At 69.5% G+C, this 16,310-nt stretch carries 15 protein-coding genes; 8 read left to right on the forward strand and 7 right to left on the reverse strand.

From position 1 onward, the window contains the following. The first annotated feature begins 6 nt into the window (after positions 1-6). The 7 genes from kdpB (at position 7) to dxs (ending at position 9,063) form a co-directional block, all read left to right on the forward strand. A complete protein-coding gene (gene kdpB / locus HRJ34_RS25605) occupies positions 7-2,037 on the forward strand; it encodes a potassium-transporting ATPase subunit KdpB (RefSeq protein WP_208632832.1) in 2,031 nt (676 codons plus the stop codon). A gap of 167 nt (positions 2,038-2,204) precedes the next feature. After that, on the forward strand, positions 2,205-2,774 hold the full coding sequence (gene kdpC / locus HRJ34_RS25610) for a potassium-transporting ATPase subunit KdpC (RefSeq protein WP_226948951.1): 570 nt from the start codon (positions 2,205-2,207) through the stop codon (positions 2,772-2,774). Next, entirely contained in the window at positions 2,771-5,458 is a 2,688-nt protein-coding gene (locus HRJ34_RS25615; RefSeq protein WP_208634426.1) for a sensor histidine kinase, read from the forward strand. Before kdpC ends, HRJ34_RS25615 begins: the two co-directional genes overlap by 4 nt. Further along, the gene (locus HRJ34_RS25620; protein ID WP_029994812.1) at positions 5,455-6,123 is read left to right on the forward strand and encodes a response regulator transcription factor; all 669 of its coding nucleotides are present in this window, start codon (positions 5,455-5,457) and stop codon (positions 6,121-6,123) included. Before HRJ34_RS25615 ends, HRJ34_RS25620 begins: the two co-directional genes overlap by 4 nt. A gap of 80 nt (positions 6,124-6,203) precedes the next feature. After that, positions 6,204-6,581 carry a MerC domain-containing protein gene (locus HRJ34_RS25625; protein WP_011952305.1) on the forward strand — a complete coding sequence of 126 codons (378 nt, stop codon included), beginning with the start codon at positions 6,204-6,206 and terminating at the stop codon, positions 6,579-6,581. 38 nt (positions 6,582-6,619) lie between these two features. Beyond that, the gene (locus HRJ34_RS25630) at positions 6,620-7,096 is read left to right on the forward strand and encodes a Fur family transcriptional regulator (RefSeq protein ID WP_011952304.1); all 477 of its coding nucleotides are present in this window, start codon (positions 6,620-6,622) and stop codon (positions 7,094-7,096) included. A 47-nt stretch (positions 7,097-7,143) separates the two neighbouring features. Further along, entirely contained in the window at positions 7,144-9,063 is a 1,920-nt protein-coding gene (gene dxs, locus HRJ34_RS25635; RefSeq protein ID WP_208632834.1) for a 1-deoxy-D-xylulose-5-phosphate synthase, read from the forward strand. Positions 9,064-9,230: 167 nt separating this feature from the next. Here the strand turns inward: dxs and HRJ34_RS25640 are convergent, their stop codons facing one another. The 4 genes from HRJ34_RS25640 to HRJ34_RS25655 all read right to left on the reverse strand — a co-directional run bounded on the left by HRJ34_RS25640 (position 9,231) and on the right by HRJ34_RS25655 (position 11,950). Beyond that, on the reverse strand, positions 9,231-9,518 hold the full coding sequence (locus tag HRJ34_RS25640; RefSeq protein WP_011952302.1) for a flagellar biosynthetic protein FliO: 288 nt from the start codon (positions 9,516-9,518) through the stop codon (positions 9,231-9,233). After that, positions 9,515-9,838 carry a flagellar motor switch protein FliN gene (fliN, locus tag HRJ34_RS25645; protein WP_030090391.1) on the reverse strand — a complete coding sequence of 108 codons (324 nt, stop codon included), beginning with the start codon at positions 9,836-9,838 and terminating at the stop codon, positions 9,515-9,517. The genes HRJ34_RS25640 and fliN overlap by 4 nt, the downstream gene beginning before the upstream one ends. After that, positions 9,835-10,830 (reverse strand): flagellar motor switch protein FliM, encoded by a 996-nt coding sequence (locus HRJ34_RS25650; protein WP_011952300.1) that lies wholly within the window; start codon positions 10,828-10,830, stop codon positions 9,835-9,837. The genes fliN and HRJ34_RS25650 overlap by 4 nt, the downstream gene beginning before the upstream one ends. A 334-nt stretch (positions 10,831-11,164) precedes the next feature. Further along, complete coding sequence (locus HRJ34_RS25655; RefSeq protein WP_011952299.1) at positions 11,165-11,950, reverse strand: outer membrane protein assembly factor BamD; 786 nt, start codon at positions 11,948-11,950, stop codon at positions 11,165-11,167. A gap of 91 nt (positions 11,951-12,041) precedes the next feature. On the opposite strand from HRJ34_RS25655, the gene HRJ34_RS25660 reads away from it, so the two are divergent. Further along, positions 12,042-13,217, forward strand: a complete 1,176-nt coding sequence (locus tag HRJ34_RS25660) for a glycosyltransferase (RefSeq protein WP_208632835.1) — start codon at positions 12,042-12,044, stop codon at positions 13,215-13,217. A 135-nt stretch (positions 13,218-13,352) separates the two neighbouring features. Here the strand turns inward: HRJ34_RS25660 and HRJ34_RS25665 are convergent, their stop codons facing one another. From HRJ34_RS25665 to secD, 3 genes are read right to left on the reverse strand one after another with little or no spacing between them, the layout of a single operon-like run. After that, positions 13,353-13,730 carry an Mth938-like domain-containing protein gene (locus tag HRJ34_RS25665; protein ID WP_208632836.1) on the reverse strand — a complete coding sequence of 126 codons (378 nt, stop codon included), beginning with the start codon at positions 13,728-13,730 and terminating at the stop codon, positions 13,353-13,355. Continuing rightward, positions 13,730-14,695 carry a protein translocase subunit SecF gene (gene secF / locus HRJ34_RS25670; RefSeq protein ID WP_011952296.1) on the reverse strand — a complete coding sequence of 322 codons (966 nt, stop codon included), beginning with the start codon at positions 14,693-14,695 and terminating at the stop codon, positions 13,730-13,732. Before secF ends, HRJ34_RS25665 begins: the two co-directional genes overlap by 1 nt. Before the next feature lie 14 nt (positions 14,696-14,709). Next, positions 14,710-16,305, reverse strand: coding sequence for a protein translocase subunit SecD (gene secD / locus HRJ34_RS25675; protein WP_011952295.1), 1,596 nt, complete (start codon positions 16,303-16,305; stop codon positions 14,710-14,712). Between the last annotated feature and the right edge of the window lie 5 nt (positions 16,306-16,310).

Below are 16,310 nucleotides of genomic sequence, written 5' to 3' on the forward strand. Positions count from 1 at the left end.
CGCCCCATGGCGCGTTCCCAATCCCTGTTCACCGCCGATCTGATGATCCCCGCGATCGGTAACGCCTTCCGCAAGCTCGACCCGCGCGAGTTGGTCCGCAACCCGGTGATGTTCACCACGGCGGTCGTCGCGACGCTGCTGACCCTGCTGCTCGCCGTCGGCGACAGCGGCCTGGGCCGGGGGTTCGAGGCGCAGCTCATCGCCTGGTTGTGGCTGACCGTGCTGTTCGGCACCTTCGCCGAGGCGATCGCCGAGGGGCGCGGCCGGGCGCAGGCGGAATCGCTGCGCGCCACCAAGGCCGAGCTCAAGGCGAAGCGGATGCTGGGCGTCGGCGAGACCTGGGAACTGGTCCCCGCCGGCTGGCTGGAGCCCGGCGAGATCGTGCTGGTCGAGACCGGCGACCTGATCCCCGGCGACGGCGAGGTGATCGAGGGCGTCGCATCGGTCAACGAGGCCGCGATCACCGGCGAAAGCGCGCCGGTGATCCGCGAGGCGGGCGGCGACCGATCGGCGGTGACGGCGGGCACCCGCGTCATCTCCGACCGGATCAAGGTCCGCGTCACCGCGCAGCCGGGGCAGGGCTTCCTCGACCGGATGATCGCGCTGGTCGAGGGCGCGCAGCGCCAGAAGACCCCGAACGAGATCGCGCTGACCATCCTGCTCGTCGGGTTGACGATCATCTTCCTGATCGCGGTCGCGACCATACCGGGGTTCGCCGCCTATGCCGGCGGATCGGTGCCGATGGCGATGCTCGCCGCGCTGCTGATCACCCTGATCCCGACGACGATCGCGGCGTTGCTGTCGGCGATCGGCATCGCGGGGATGGACCGGCTGGTGCGCTTCAACGTCCTCGCCAAGTCGGGCCGCGCGGTCGAGGCGGCGGGCGACATTGACACGCTGCTGCTCGACAAGACCGGCACGATCACGATCGGCGACCGCCAGGCGACCGACTTCCGCGCGATCGGCGGCGCCTCGGCGGAGGCGCTGGCCGAGGCCGCGCTGCTCGCCAGCCTTGCCGACGAGACCCCCGAGGGCCGCTCGATCGTCGCCTTCGCGCGGGAGCGGCATCATGTCGCGACGGCCGAGCTGCCGACCGATGCCGAGATCATCCCCTTCACCGCACAGACCCGCCTGTCGGGGGTCCGCGCGGGGGGCAGCCTGATCCAGAAGGGCGCGGTCGATTCGATCCTGCGCGCCCATCCGGGGCTGGGCGAGACCGGCGCGGCGGCCGAGCTGCGCCGCGTCACCGACGAGATCGCCCGCGCCGGCGGCACCCCGCTGGCGGTGGCGCGCGACGGCCGGCTGCTCGGTGCGATCCACCTCAAGGACGTGGTCAAGGCCGGGGTGCGCGAGCGCTTCGCCGAGCTGCGCCGCATGGGCATCCGGACGGTGATGATCACCGGCGACAACCCGCTGACCGCCGCCTCGATCGCGGCCGAGGCCGGTGTCGACGATTTCCTCGCCCAGGCGACGCCAGAGGACAAGCTGGCGCTGATCCGGCGCGAGCAGCAGGGCGGCAAGCTGGTGGCGATGTGCGGCGACGGCACCAACGACGCGCCCGCGCTGGCGCAGGCCGATGTCGGCGTGGCGATGAACACCGGCACCCAGGCGGCGCGCGAGGCGGGCAACATGGTCGACCTCGACAGCGATCCGACCAAGCTGATCGAGATCGTCGGCCTCGGCAAGCAGCTGCTGATGACGCGCGGCAGCCTCACCACCTTCTCGGTCGCCAACGACGTCGCCAAATATTTCGCGATCATCCCGGCGATATTCGCGGTGCTCTATCCGGGGCTGGCGGTGCTCAACGTCATGGGGCTGACCACGCCGCAATCGGCGATCCTGTCGGCGATCATCTTCAACGCGCTGATCATCCCTTGCCTCGTTCCGCTGGCGCTCAAGGGCGTCCGCTATCGGCCGATCGGCGCGGGGCCGCTGCTCGCCCGCAACCTGGGGATATACGGCGTCGGCGGGCTGATCGCCCCGTTCGTCGGCATCAAGCTGATCGACCTCGCGGTCGGCGGGCTGGGGCTGGCGTGAGGTCGCCCGCATCTCGACCCGTCATGCTGAACTTGTTTCAGCATCCACCCGGCCGCTCAGGCTGGACGGGTGGGAGAACGGGACTTCGCAACAGGAACCGGCAAGGCAGGAGCCTGCCTCCCGGTGGATGCTGAAACAAGTTCAGCATGACGAATGAGAGATTGATCATGACACAGGACATTCTCACCGGCCTCCGCCCCGCGATCGTCATGGGGCTGCTCTTCGCGCTGCTGCTCGGACTGGCCTATCCCTTCGCGCTGCTCGGCGTCGGCCAGGCGGTCTTCCCGCATCAGGCCAATGGCAGCCTGGTGGTCGAGCGGGGGCGGGTCGTCGGGTCGGAGCTGATCGGCCAGACCTTCGCCGCCAACCGCTATTTCCACGGCCGGCCATCGGCGGCGGGGAAGGGCTATGACGGGCTCGCCTCCTCGGGATCGAACCTCGGCCCGACCTCGCGGGCGCTGGCCGACCGGGTGAAGGCCGACGTCGCCGCGCTCGGTACCGGAGCGGTGCCCGCCGACCTCGCCACCGCCTCCGGATCGGGGCTCGATCCCGACATCAGCCCCGCGGCGGCCGAATGGCAGGTCGGCCGGATCGCCAGGGCGCGGGGCATCGCGCCGGCGGCGGTGCGGCGGATTATCGCCTCCGAAACGCGGGGGCCTGTGCTAGGCTTCATCGGCGATGCGCGGGTCAACGTCCTCGCGCTCAACCGTCGGCTCGATGGCCAGAGGAGCGACTGATCCACCCGTCCGAACCTGCCAGAGCCGATCCCGACGCCCTCCTGCGCGCCGCCGCGCGGGAGGCGCGCGGCCGTCTGAAGCTGTTCCTCGGCGCGGCGCCGGGGGTCGGCAAGACCTATGAGATGCTGTCCGAGGGCGCGGCGCGGCTGCGCGAGGGCGAGGACGTCGTCGTCGGCGTCGTCGAGACGCATGGCCGCCGCGAGACCGAGGCGCTGACCCGGCCGTTCGAGATCATCCCGCGCCGCGTGTCCGAGCATCATGGCCGCCCGCTCAGCGAGATGGACATCGACGCGATCCTCGCCCGCGCGCCGCAGCTCGTGCTGGTCGACGAGCTCGCCCACAGCAACGCCCCCGGATCGCGCCACCCCAAGCGCTGGCAGGACGTCGAGGAATTGCTGGCCGCCGGGATCGACGTCTATTCGACGATCAATATCCAGCATGTCGAGAGCCTCAACGACGTCGTCGCCTCCTTCACCCGCGTCCGGGTGCGCGAGACGGTGCCCGATCACGTCCTCGAGCAGGCCGAGATCGAGATCGTCGATATCCCGCCCGACGAGCTGATCGAGCGGCTGAAGGACGGCAAGGTCTATGTGCCCGAGGAGGCGAGCCGGGCGCTCAGCCATTTCTTCTCCAAGTCGAACCTGTCGGCGCTGCGCGAACTGGCCTTGCGGCGCGCGGCGCAGGCGGTCGATGCGCAGATGCTCGATCATCTGCGCGCCCATGCGCTGGGCGGCACCTTCGCGGGCGGCGATCGGGTGCTGGTCGCGGTCAGCGAGCGGCCCGAGGCCGAGGCCCTGGTCCGCGCCGCCAAGCGGCTGGCCGACGCGCTGCGCGCGCCCTGGACCGCGATCCATGTCGAGACCGGCCGCTCGTCGGGCTTCGGCGCGGCCGAGCGCGAGCGGCTGGCGCGCACCCTGGCGCTCGCCGCGCAGCTCGGCGGCGGGACGGCATCGGTGCCGGCGACCGACGTGGTGAGCGGGCTCGCCGGCTATGCGCGCGACTATCGCGCGACCCAGTTGGTGCTCGGCAAGTCGTCGCGCAGCTGGTGGTTCGAGCTGCGCCACGGATCGGTGGTCGACCGGATCGTGCGCAGCGCCGAAGGGGTCGCCGTCCATGTCCTGCCCATCGCGGGGCAGGCCGGGGCGGGGCTGGCGGCGCGGCGGACCTGGCGCGAGGGACTGGAGGCGCGTCCCTTCCTCTGGTCGCTGGCGATGGTCGCGGCGACGGTCGCCAGCGCGGTCGGGCTGCGCCAGCTGCTCGACCTCAACAATGTCGCGATGCTGTTCCTGCTGCCGGTGCTCGCGGCGGCGGGGCGCTTCGGGCTGCGGCCGGGGCTGTTCGCGGGGCTGGTCTCGGCGCTCGCCTACAACTTCTTCCTGCTGCCGCCGCTCTACACGCTGTCGATCAGCAATCCCGAGAACGTGATCGCCTTCTTCGTGCTGCTGATCGTGGCGGTGGTGACGAGCCAGCTCGCCGCGCGGATGCGGGCGCAGGCCGAGCTCGCCAACCGCTCGGCGCGGCAGAACGCGGCGCTCGCCGGCTTCGCGCAGCGCATTGCCGACGCCGCCAATCCCGACGAGCTGGCCCAGGCGATCTGCGGGGAGATCGCCCGGCTGTTCAACGTCAACGCCATGCTGTTCATGCCGTCGCCGGCCGGCGCGGCGCTGGTCGCGGCGGTCCCGACCGGGCATGAGCCGGACCAGCTTGACCTCGCCGCCGCCAACTGGACGCTGGAGAAGGGCAAGCCCGCCGGGCGCGGCTCCGACACGCTGACCGCGTCGGACTGGCTGTTCCAGCCGATCGCCAAGGGCGACCGGACCCTCGCCGCGCTGGCGGTCGCGCATGTCGATCCGGATGGCGCGGCGATCCGCTCCGACGAGCTGCCGCTGCTGCTCAGCCTCGCCCATCAATCGGCGCTGGCGATGGACCGGATGCAGCTCGCCGAGGCGATGCGCGAGCTCGACGTGGTGCGCAGCCGCGACCGGCTCCGCGCCGCCTTGCTCTCCTCGGTCGGGCACGACCTGCGCACGCCGCTGACGACGATCCGCTCGGCGATCGGCGAGCTCGGGCAATCGGCGCTCGCCCCGACGGATGCGGCGATCGTCGACGCGCTCGACGGCGAGGTGGAGCGGCTCGACCGCTTCGTCGGCAACCTGCTCGACATGGCGCGCGCGCAGGCCGGGGCGATCACCCTGGCGATCGAGCCGATCGACCTGACCGATGCGGTGGCGAGCGCGGTCCATGCCGTGCGCAAGACGCTCGACGGGCACGATATCCTGCTCGACATCCCGCCCGAGCTGCCGATGGTCCGCGCCGACCCGCAGCTGCTCCACCATGTCCTGATCAACCTGCTCGACAATGCCGGCCGCTACGCCCATTCCGGCACGCCGCTGCGGATCGGCGCGCGGCGCGGGCCCGACGGCCTGTCGCTGGCGATCCGCGACGAGGGGCCGGGGCTGCCCGAAGGCAAAGAGACGGCGGTGTTCGAGACCTTCACCCGCTTCGACGGATCGGACCGCGCGCGGGGCGGCACCGGCCTCGGCCTCGCCATCGCGCGCGACTTCGCCGCGGCGATGGAGGTCGACATCCGGGCGGAGCGCTGCGCCGATCCGCAGGGCGCGCGCTTCACCCTGTCCTGGCCCGACCGGCTGGTCGTCCGGATCGATCCGGAGGCGCTGGCATGAAGGTCCTGATCGTCGACGACGAGCCGCAGATCCGCCGCCTGCTCGGCGTCGCGCTCAAGCGGGCGGGGCATGAGGTGGCCGAGGCCGGCGACGCCGCATCGGCGCTGCGCCTCGCCCGGACGGAGCGGCCGGCGGCGATCCTGCTCGACCTCGGCCTGCCCGACCGCGACGGGATCGAGCTGATCCCGCTGCTCAAGACCGACGGCGATCCCGCGCTGATCATCCTGTCGGCGCGCGACGCGACCGACGAGAAGGTCGCCGCGCTCGACCTCGGCGCCGACGATTATGTCACCAAGCCGTTCGACAGCGAGGAACTGCTCGCCCGGCTGCGCACCGCCGCGCGCCATGCCGGGCGGCGCGGGGAGGAGCGGCTGAGCGCCGGGGAGATCATGATCGACCTCGCCGCGCGCCGGGTCGAGCGGAGCGGGGAGGAGGTCCACCTGACCCGCAAGGAGTTCGCGCTGCTCGCCGAACTGGCCGCCCATCCCGGCCGGGTGCTGACCCATGGCCAGCTGCTGCGGACGATCTGGGGCCCCGCGCACGAGAAGGACATCGAATATCTGCGCGTCGTCGTTCGCAACCTGCGGCAGAAGCTGGAGGAGGATGCGGCGCGGCCGTCGCTGATCGTCAACGATCCGGGGGTCGGCTACCGCCTCGCGCGCTGAGCGGAAGAAAATCTCCGTCCGAATGGCAATGATATATTGTATCTTCGGCGTGAACATGCCATTTGCGGCGGGAGAGGAGTATGTCCGTGACTCGCCCGACCCCCGCCCGCGACCTGTTCGACCGACTGGCCATAGGCCTGTCGGCGCTGTGCTTCGTGCATTGCGCGGCGAGCGTGCTGCTGGTCGCGGTACTGGCGACGGCGGGCGGCTTCCTGCTGCATCCCGCGATCCATGAGGGCGGGCTGGTGCTGGCGATCCTCCTCGCGATCGTCGGCCTCGGCCGGGGCTTCACCCAGCATCGTCGGCCGATTCCGGTGATGCTGGGCGCCATGGGGATCACGCTGATGGCGGCCGCGCTGACCGTGCCGCACGGCGTCATCGAGGCGGCCTTCACCATGGCCGGCGTCGCCGCGGTCGCGGGCGCCCACTTCCTGAACCGGCGCGCCCACGCCTGGTAAGGCTTGTATGCCCCCCTGACGGGGCCTAGATTACCGACATGGCAACCGCGCATGATCACCGGCTCCACGAGGGCCAGTCGCTGGCCGATGCCGCGCAGCGCGCTTTCGAGCGCGCGGGCGAGCAGTGGACGCCGATGCGGGCCGAGATCTTCGCCGCGCTGAGCGCCGCGACCAAGCCCGCTTCCGCCTACGACCTGGCCGAGGCGGTGTCGGGATCGACCGGCCGGCGGGTCGCCGCCAACAGCGTCTATCGCATCCTCGACGTGTTCGTGGCGGCCAATCTGGCGCGGCGGGTGGAAAGCGCCAACGCCTATATCGTCAACGCCCATCCCGAGTGCCAGCATGACTGCATCTTCCTGGTCTGCGACAGCTGCGGGCAGGCCAGCCATGTCGACGACGACGCGCTGACCGGATCGGTTCGGCGCGCGGCGGAGAAGGCCGGTTTCACCAATCTCCGCCCGGTGATCGAGGTGCGCGGATGCTGCGCGCAATGTTCGGAAGGCGACGCGGCCTGACGCATCTGCGCTGGCTACGAGGGTTCAATGGGGCTAAGGCGAGCAGGATGAACGACCGTCCTCCAACGCCGCTTCTCGACACCGTCAGCACGCCCGAAGACCTGCGGCGCCTCAAGCCGACGGATTTGCGCCAGCTCGCCGACGAGCTGCGCGCGGAGATGATTTCGGCGGTGTCGGTGACCGGCGGACATCTCGGCGCGGGGCTCGGCGTCGTCGAGCTGACGGTGGCGCTCCATTATGTCTTCGACACGCCGCGCGACGTGCTGATCTGGGACGTCGGCCATCAGGCTTATCCTCACAAGATCCTGACCGGCCGGCGCGACCGCATCCGCACGCTGCGCCAGGGCGGCGGGCTGTCGGGCTTCACCAAGAGGTCCGAGAGCGAATATGATCCGTTCGGGGCGGCGCACAGCTCGACCTCGATCTCGGCCGCGCTCGGCTTCGCCGTCGCCAACAAGCTGGCGAACAAGGAAGGCCGCGCGATCGCGGTGATCGGCGACGGCGCGATGTCGGCGGGCATGGCCTATGAGGCGATGAACAACGCCAAGCAGGCGGGCAACCGGCTGATCGTCATCCTCAACGACAACGACATGTCGATCGCCCCGCCGGTCGGCGCGCTGTCGGCCTATCTCGCCAAGATCGTCTCCTCGCGCCCCTTCCTGTCGATGCGCGGCTTCGCCAAGCGGGTGGCGCAGAAGCTGCCCCGGCCGATCCACGACTTCGCCAAGCGGTCCGAGGAATATGCCCGCGGCATGGCGACCGGCGGCACGCTGTTCGAGGAACTGGGCTTCTATTATGTCGGCCCGGTCGACGGCCATAATCTCGACCATCTGCTGCCGATCCTGGAGAATGTCCGCGACGGCGACCATGGCCCGATCCTGATCCACGTCGTCACCAACAAGGGCAAGGGCTATGCCCCGGCCGAGGCGGCGGCCGACAAATATCACGGCGTCCAGAAGTTCGACGTCGTCTCCGGGGTGCAGGCCAAGGCGCCGCCGGGCCCGCCCAGCTATACCGGCGTCTTCGCCGGCGCCCTGGTCGCCGAGGCGAAGCGCGACGACCGGATCTGCGCGATCACCGCGGCGATGCCCTCGGGCACCGGCCTCGACAAATTCGGCAAGGCCTTCCCGGAACGCAGCTTCGACGTCGGCATCGCCGAGCAGCATGCGGTGACCTTCGCCGCCGGCCTCGCCGCGCAGGGCTATCGCCCCTTCTGCGCGATCTATTCGACCTTCCTGCAGCGCGCCTATGACCAGGTCGTCCACGACGTGGCGATCCAGAACCTGCCGGTGCGCTTCGCGATCGACCGCGCCGGCCTGGTCGGCGCCGACGGCTCGACCCATGCCGGCAGCTTCGACATCACCTATCTGGCGACGCTGCCGAACATGGTGGTGATGGCGGCGGCCGACGAGGCGGAGCTGGTCCACATGGTCCACACCGCCGCCGTCCACGACAGCGGCCCGATCGCGCTGCGCTATCCGCGCGGCAACGGCGTCGGAGTCGCGCTGCCCGCCGCGCCCGAGCGGCTCGCGATCGGCAAGGGCCGGATCGTGCGCGAGGGCAAGACGGTCGCGCTCCTGTCGCTCGGCACCCGGCTGGGCGAGGCACTGCGCGCCGCCGATCAGCTCGATGCGCTGGGCCTGTCGACGACGGTCGCCGACCTGCGCTTCGCCAAGCCGCTCGACGAGGCGATGATCCAGACGCTGCTGACCAGCCATGAGGTGGCGGTGACGATCGAGGAGGGCGCGATCGGCGGCCTCGGCGCGCATGTCCTGACCCTCGCGTCGGACCTCGGCCTGATCGACGGCGGCCTGAAGCTGCGGACGATGCGCCTGCCCGACGCCTTCCAGGAGCATGACAAGCCCGAGAAGCAATATGCCGAGGCGGGTCTGGATGCCGAATCGATCGTCGCGACGGTGCTCGCGGCGTTGCACCGGAACAGCAAGGGCCTCGAAGAGAGCGCCTGACCCTCTCCCACTCCCGTCGTCATGCTGAACTTGTTTCAGCATCCACCGGGAGGCTGGAGACAGAACAGGCGGTGATCGGGCCGTGGCGGCAGAAGCCTCGGAACCTGTTCCCGCTTTCTGGTGGATGCTGAAACAAGTTCAGCATGACGAAAAAGGGGAGGGGAGGCCTAGATATCCTCGTCCGGCAGCACGAAGGCCCCGTCGGCGGGGGCCTCGGCGATCTTCTCGATGCGGCCGCGCGAGACGGCGACGAGGATGTGGCGGTTGGCGAACTCGACCACCGCGAGGCGGCCGGTGGCGCCCATCGGGATCGCGTCGACGATGCGGATCGCCCTGTTCCTGTTGCCGATGGCGATGCCGGGCTGGAGCTTGCGCCACAGCCACAGCGAACCATAAGCGAGCCCCGCGACCAGCGGGACGAGCAGCAGCAATCGCAACAGGTAATCCAGCATCATTGGCGGCGTTCGATTCCCGGTAGCCGCGCGTCGGCGGCGACGATGTCGACCACCCTTATTCCGAACTTTCCGTTCACTGTCACTACCTCGCCTTTCGCGACGAGGGTGCCGTTGACCATGATGTCGAGCAATTCATTGGCCTGGCGGTCGAGCTCGACCACGCTGCCCGCGTTGAGGTCCATCAGCTCGGCGAGGCGGAGCGAGGTGCTGCCGACCTCGACCGACAGGCGCAGCGGGATATCCGCCAGCAGCCGCAGATTGTCGCGCCCCGCGAGGTCGGCGGCGCCGGGAACCGCGGGAACGTCGGACATGTCGGTCATTTCAGCACTTCCTTGTTGAGGCTTTCGATCATCAGCGCGGCGCGGCCGTCCTGCTCGCCGATCGTGCCCTCGGCGAAGCGGCGGTTGCCGACGAGAAGGGGAACCGTCTGCGAGAGATTGACCGGGATGACGTCGCCGGGCTTGAGCGCGAGCAGTTGCGCCACGCTCATCTCCGGCCGCGCCAGCACCGATCGGACGGGCAGGGCGACGGCGTCGAGCGCGGTGAGCAGCTTGCCCTTCCATTCGGGATCGTCGCCGTCGGCGCCCGCCTGGGTGCGCGCGGCGATCTGGTCCTCGATCGGCTGGAGCAGCGACAGCGGGTAGAGGATCTCGACCCGGGTGGAGCGCGACATGCCGGGCTTGATCGTGAAGCTCTGGACGACGACGGGCTCGTCGGCGCGGACCATGTTGGCGAAGGCGGCGTTGGTCTCGTGGGTCGAGAAATCGAACTGGAGCGGGAAGGTGTCGCTCCACACGCGGGTCAGCACCTCGACGATCGCGTCGGTCAGCCGGCGCTGGAGGCGCTGCTCGGAGGGGGTGAACTCGCCGCCCTTGGTGGTCAGGCCGTTGCCGGTGCCGCCATAGAAGGCGTCGACCATGTTGGTGACGAAGCTCGGCTCGACCGCGACCATCATCATCCCCTTGACCGGGCGGACCCGGAAGAGGCTGAGGCTCATATGGTCGGCCTGGTTGCGCTGCCACTCGTCGAAGCGGCGGGTTTCCAGCGGGATCGGATCGACCTTGCTGCGGGTCTGGGCGATCGGTTCGATCACGTCGCGCAGGCGGCGCGCGATCCGCTCGTTCATCCGCTCGAGATGGGCGAGATGCGCGACCGGCCGGTCCTTGCGCTGGCCGAGCGCATAGGGCTCGACGTCGCGGACCTGGCGGACCTTGGGCGGCTCGACGCCCTCCTGGTCGAAGGAGATGTCGCTGAGCTCGTCCATCAGCGCGGCGACCTCGTCACCCGAAAGACTGGAAGCTGCGCGCGTCATCGAATCAGCGAATATCCCGAACGGTCCGTGCCGGGGCTGCCGGCGGGATTCGCTATAGATCGAAGGTGGTTAACGAATTGATGATGGGGGAGAGGGAGTTTGTTTGTTTAGCCCTCAGGCGCCGGGCGGCGGGCCTCCGCCCGGCTTGGCTATCCTCGCATAAGCTCGGGCGGCCGTTCGGCCTTGCGGCCCCTGCGGGGCCGTTCCATCGCAAGAGCTGGTAGTCGGAGCCTGTGAGGGCTCCGCAAGCGCGAACGCGCGCCCGAGCTTATGCGAGGATAGCCAAGGTCGCGGATGCGACCGCCGGCGCCTGAGGCTCAAACAAAAGCAAGCTTCAGCTCGCCGAGATACCCTTCTTCCGCAGCAGCTCATAGGAGTGCTGGTACCATTTGCTGCCCGGATAGTTGGCGCCCAGCACCGCGGCGGCGCGTTCGGCCTCCTGGGGGACGCCCAGTTCCAGATAGCTTTCGGTCAGCCGCATCAGCGCCTCGGGCGTGTGGCTGGTGGTGTCGTATTTGTCGACGACGGTGCGGAAGCGGACGACCGAGGCGAGCCAGTCGCCGCGCCGCTGGTAGAAGCGGCCGATCTCCATCTCCTTGCCCGCGAGATGGTCGTTGACCAGGTCGACTTTGACGCGCGCGTCGGCGGCGTAGCGCGAATCCGGATAGCGACGGATCAGCTCGTTGAGCGCGTCGAGCGCGTTCTGCGTCAGCTTTTGGTCGCGGGTGACGTCCTGGATCTGCTCATAATAGTCGATCGCGATCAGGTAGAGCGCATAGGGCGCGTCGCGGTTGCCCGGATGGATCGAGATGAAGCGCTGCGCCGAGGCGATCGATTCGGTGTACTGGCGCGCCAGATAATAGGAGAAGGCGCTCATCAGCTGCGCGCGGCGGGCCCAGACCGAATAGGGGTGCTGGCGCTCGACCTCGTCGAACAGCGCGGCGGCCAGCTTGTACTGGTGCCGGTCGAGCCGCTCCTTGGCCGCGTTGTAAAGCGTGTCCACGTCGCGGGCGACATATTTGGTGTCGCCCTTGTTCTTGCTGGTGGCGCAGCCGGCCAGCGGAACCAGGGTGGCGGCGGCGATCATCAGCGCGATCGGGCGGGAGACTTTACGCAGCATAGGATCGCCTCTTTACGGGGCAAATCTTCCGGCCGCAATGGCCGCGAAGAGAGGGGGTGCGCGGCGTCGGCAACACGTTAATGTAAGGGCAATGTTACGGGTCCTGACCTTGTCCACCCTCTATCCGGATCGCACCCGGCCCGGCTTCGGCGGCTTCGTCGAGCGGCAGAGCCGCGCGCTGGCGGCGCTGCCCGGCGTCGAGGTGCGGGTGGTCGCGCCCTTCGCGCTGCCGCCGACCCGCTGGGCGCGGCGTCATCCGGCCTATCGCGCGCTCGCCGAGCTGCCCGAACGCGAGATGTGGAACGGGCTGGAGGTCCATCGTCCGCGCTTCGCGACGCTGCCGATGATCGGGGGCCGGATCAATCCGTGGAGCCTGGCGCGCAGCGTGGCGCCGCTGCTCGATTCGATCCGGGTGACCTTCCCCTTCGACGTGATCGATGCCGAATTCTTCTATCCCGACGGCCCAGCGGCGGTGCGGCTGGGCGCGCGGCTCGGCGTGCCGGTGTCGATCAAGGCGCGCGGCAGCGACATTCACCTTTGGGGCGCGAAGCCGGCCTGCCGGGCGAAGATCGTCGCGGCGGGACGGGCGGCGGACGGGATGCTCGCCGTGTCGGCGGCGCTGCGCGACGACATGATCGCGCTCGGCCTGCCGGGGGAGCGCATCCGCGTCCACCATACCGGCGTCGATGCATCGGCCTTCCACCCGCGCGACCGGGCGGCGGCGAAGGCCGCGCTGGGCGTGACGGGGCCGCTGGTGGCGAGCGCTGGCAACCTGATCCCGCTCAAGGGCCATGCGCTGCTCGTCGACGCGATGAGGGAGCTGCCCGGCGTCACCCTGCTGATCGCCGGGCGCGGGCCCGAGCGGGAGGCGCTCGCCGCGCGGATCGCCGGGGCCGGGCTCGACGATCGGGTCAGGCTGCTCGGCGCGCTGCCGCATGACGAGTTGCCGGGGCTGTTCGCGGCGGCTGACGTGATGGCGGCGCCCTCCGCATCGGAAGGGCTCGCCAATGTCTGGGTCGAGGCGATCGCCTGCGGCACGCCGATCGTGATCACCGACGTCGGCGGCGCGCGCGAGGTGGTCGACCGCCCCGCTGCCGGACGGCTGGTCGATCGGACCCCAGCGGCGATCGCCGAGGGCATCCGCGCGGTGCTGGCCGATCCGCGCCCGCAGGCCGAGGTCGCCGAGGCGGCGGCGCGGTTCAGTTGGGAGCGGAACAGCGCGGCGCTGTACGAGCATCTCGCGGGGCTTGTGGAGAAGCACCGCTGACCGTCGCCCCTGCGGAGGCAGGGGCCCATGTCTCTCATCAGCCAGACGGCATCTGAGAAGGAGACAGACATGGATGCCAGCCTTCGCTGGCATGACGGCTAAAAAGTATGACGGCTGTTAGGGTTCAGCGTGTGATCACAACGGCATGAACGCCGCGACGATCCAGCGGTCCTCGCCGCGCAGTACGTTCCAGGCGCGGGCGGCGGCACGGCTGTCCATCGGTTCGACCCCGAAGCCGAGCGCCTCGATCGCCGCGACGAAGGCGGGGGAGGGGCGGCGCATCGTCGGTCCGGTACCGAGCAGCAGGAATTCGGGCGGCGGCTGGATCGCGACCAGCCCCGCCACGTCGTCGACGCTCAGCGTTTCGAACGCCGGCGGGGCCCAGTCGAGCGCATTGTCCGGCGTCAGCCACAGCCCGCCGGGCACGATCCGGTCCGCGACGCGGAAGGCGGTGCCGGAAAAGCCCCGGATGGTGGGGCCGCCCGGCGCTTCCTCCCGGTCGAAGCTGACCATCAGGGCTGCGGGCCGACGCGCTCGGCGTCGGGCCGGCTTTCCTTGGGCTTGGCGGAGAAGCGCTGCGGCTCGAGCCCGAGGGTGATCAGCAGCGACGACGAGACGTAGACCGACGAATAGGTGCCGACGACGATGCCGAGCATCATCGCCGCCGCGAAGCCGCGCAGCACATGGCCGCCGAACAGCAGCAGCGCGCCGAGCGCCAGCATCACCGTGACCGAGGTCATGACGGTGCGCGGCAGCGTCTCGTTGACCGACAGGTCGATCAGCGCCTTCATGTCCATCTGGCGATATTTGCGCATGTTCTCGCGGATGCGGTCGTCGATCACCATCTTGTCGTTGATCGAATAGCCGATGATCGTCAGCACCGCGGCGACGATGTTGAGGTCGAATTCGAGCTGCGTCAGCGCGAAGAAGCCCAGCGTCATCAGCACGTCGTGGACGATCGCGACGAAGGTCGACACGCCGAACTGCCATTCGTAGCGCAGCCAGGAGAAGATCGCGATGCCGAGCACCGCGAGGATGACCGCGAGCACGCCGTTCTGGATCAGCTCCTCCGACACCTTGCCCGACACGGTGTCGTAGCGGGTGAAGGTGACGCCGGGGAACTGCTTGACCAGCGAGGCCGAGACCTTGCTGACGACGGCGTTGGTCGCGCCCTCGTCGCTGCTCTCGGGGATCGGCAGGCGGATCGACACCGTCTTGGGATCGCCGAACTGCTGGAGCGAGCTGACGCCGACGCCGAGGCCGTCGATGTTGCTGCGCACCGCGTCGAGCTGCGGCACGGTCTGGAATTTCGCCTCGATCATCAGGCCGCCGACGAAGTCGACGCCCATGTTGAGGCCGCGCGCGCCGACCACCGCGAGCGACGCTATGGTCAGCAGCGCGGTGATGACGAAGGCGATGAAGCGGACCCGGACGAAGCCGATATTGGTGTTGTCGGGAACAAGTTTCAGCAGACGCATGGCTCTGTTTCCGATCAGATATGGATGCTGGTGGGCCGCTTGTGGCGGAGCCACAGCGCGACGAGCATGCGGGTGAAGACGACGGCGGTGAACACCGAGGTCGCGATGCCGATCAGCAGAACGACCGCGAAGCCCTTCACCTGGCCCGAGCCGAGCACGAACATGATCAGCCCCGCAATGGCGTGGGTGACGTTCGCCTCGAAGATCGTCCGGCTGGCTTCCTTATAGCCATGCTCGACCGCCTGGGTGGGCGAGCGCCCACGGCGCAGCTCCTCGCGGACGCGTTCGTTGATCAGCACGTTGGCGTCGACCGCGGTGCCGATCGTCAGCACGAAGCCGGCGATGCCCGGCAGGGTCAGCGTCGCGTTGAGCAGCGCCATGATGCCGAGGATCACGAAGACGTTAATCACCACGGCGAGGTTGGCGTAGAAGCCGAAGCGGCCGTAGCTGACGAGCATGAAGATCACGACGCCGACCACGGCGATCACGCTGGCGAGGGTACCGGCGCGGATCGAATCGGCGCCGAGATCCGGGCCGACGGTGCGTTCCTCGACCACCTTGAGCGCGACCGGCAGCTTGCCCGAGCGCAGCGCGATGGCGAGCTGGTTGGCGCTGTCGGTGGTGAAGCGGCCGGAGATCTGCGCCTGTCCGCCCAGGATCGGCTCGTTGATGTTCGGCGCCGACAGCACCTTGCCGTCGAGGATCATCGCGAAGGGCTTGCCGACATTCTCCTGCGTGACGCGGGCGAATTTGCGACCGCCTTCGCTGTTGAAGGTGATCGAGACGACCGGCTCGTTGGTCTGGCTGTTGTAGCTCAGCTTGGCGTCGATCAGCTCGTCGCCGCTCAGCATGGCGCGGCGCTTGACCGCGATCGGCGCCTGGCCGGGCTCGGCATAGGCGACGACCTCGCTGCCCACCGGCGCGCGCCCTTGCGCGACGGCGGCGGGATCGGCGGTCAGGTCGACCAGCTTGAATTCGAGCTTCGCGGTGCGGCCGAGCAGCGCCTTGAGCGCCGCCGGGTTCTGGAGGCCGGGCACCTGCACGACGATGCGCTCCGCGCCCTGGCGGATGATCGTCGGCTCGCGGGTGCCCATCTCGTCGATGCGCTTGCGGACGACTTCGGTCGCGACCTGCATCGCGCTGTCGGTCGCCTGGGCCAGGCCCTGCTTGGTCGGGGTCAGGACGATGCGGGTCGAATCGACCACCTGCACGTCCCAGTCGCGCTGGCCGGTCATGCCCGACGGCTGGGTCAGCGTGCGGATCCGCTCGACCGCGGCGTCGATCCGGCTGGCGTCGCGCACGAAGAAGGAGAGGCGGCCGCCCGTCGTCGAGATGTCGCCGATCGCGATCGGCGGATCGGCGCGGCGCATCTCGGTGCGGACCTGCTCCTCCATCTTCGCGATGTTCTGCTTGGCGAGGTCGGTGGTGTCCGCCTCCAGCATCAGGTGGCTGCCGCCCGAAAGGTCGAGGCCGAGGTTGATGCGCGGCAGGCCATGCAGGCCGGCGCGCTCGATCGTCGATTCGGGGATGAAGCTGGGCAGCGACAGCAGGATGCCCGCCGCCAGCAGCAGACAGATCGACCAGACCTTCCAGCGCGGGAAATCGAGCATGTGCG

Origin of the sequence: Rhizorhabdus wittichii (assembly GCF_017607425.1) — a bacterium.
Taxonomy (GTDB): Bacteria; Pseudomonadota; Alphaproteobacteria; order Sphingomonadales; family Sphingomonadaceae; genus Rhizorhabdus; species Rhizorhabdus wittichii.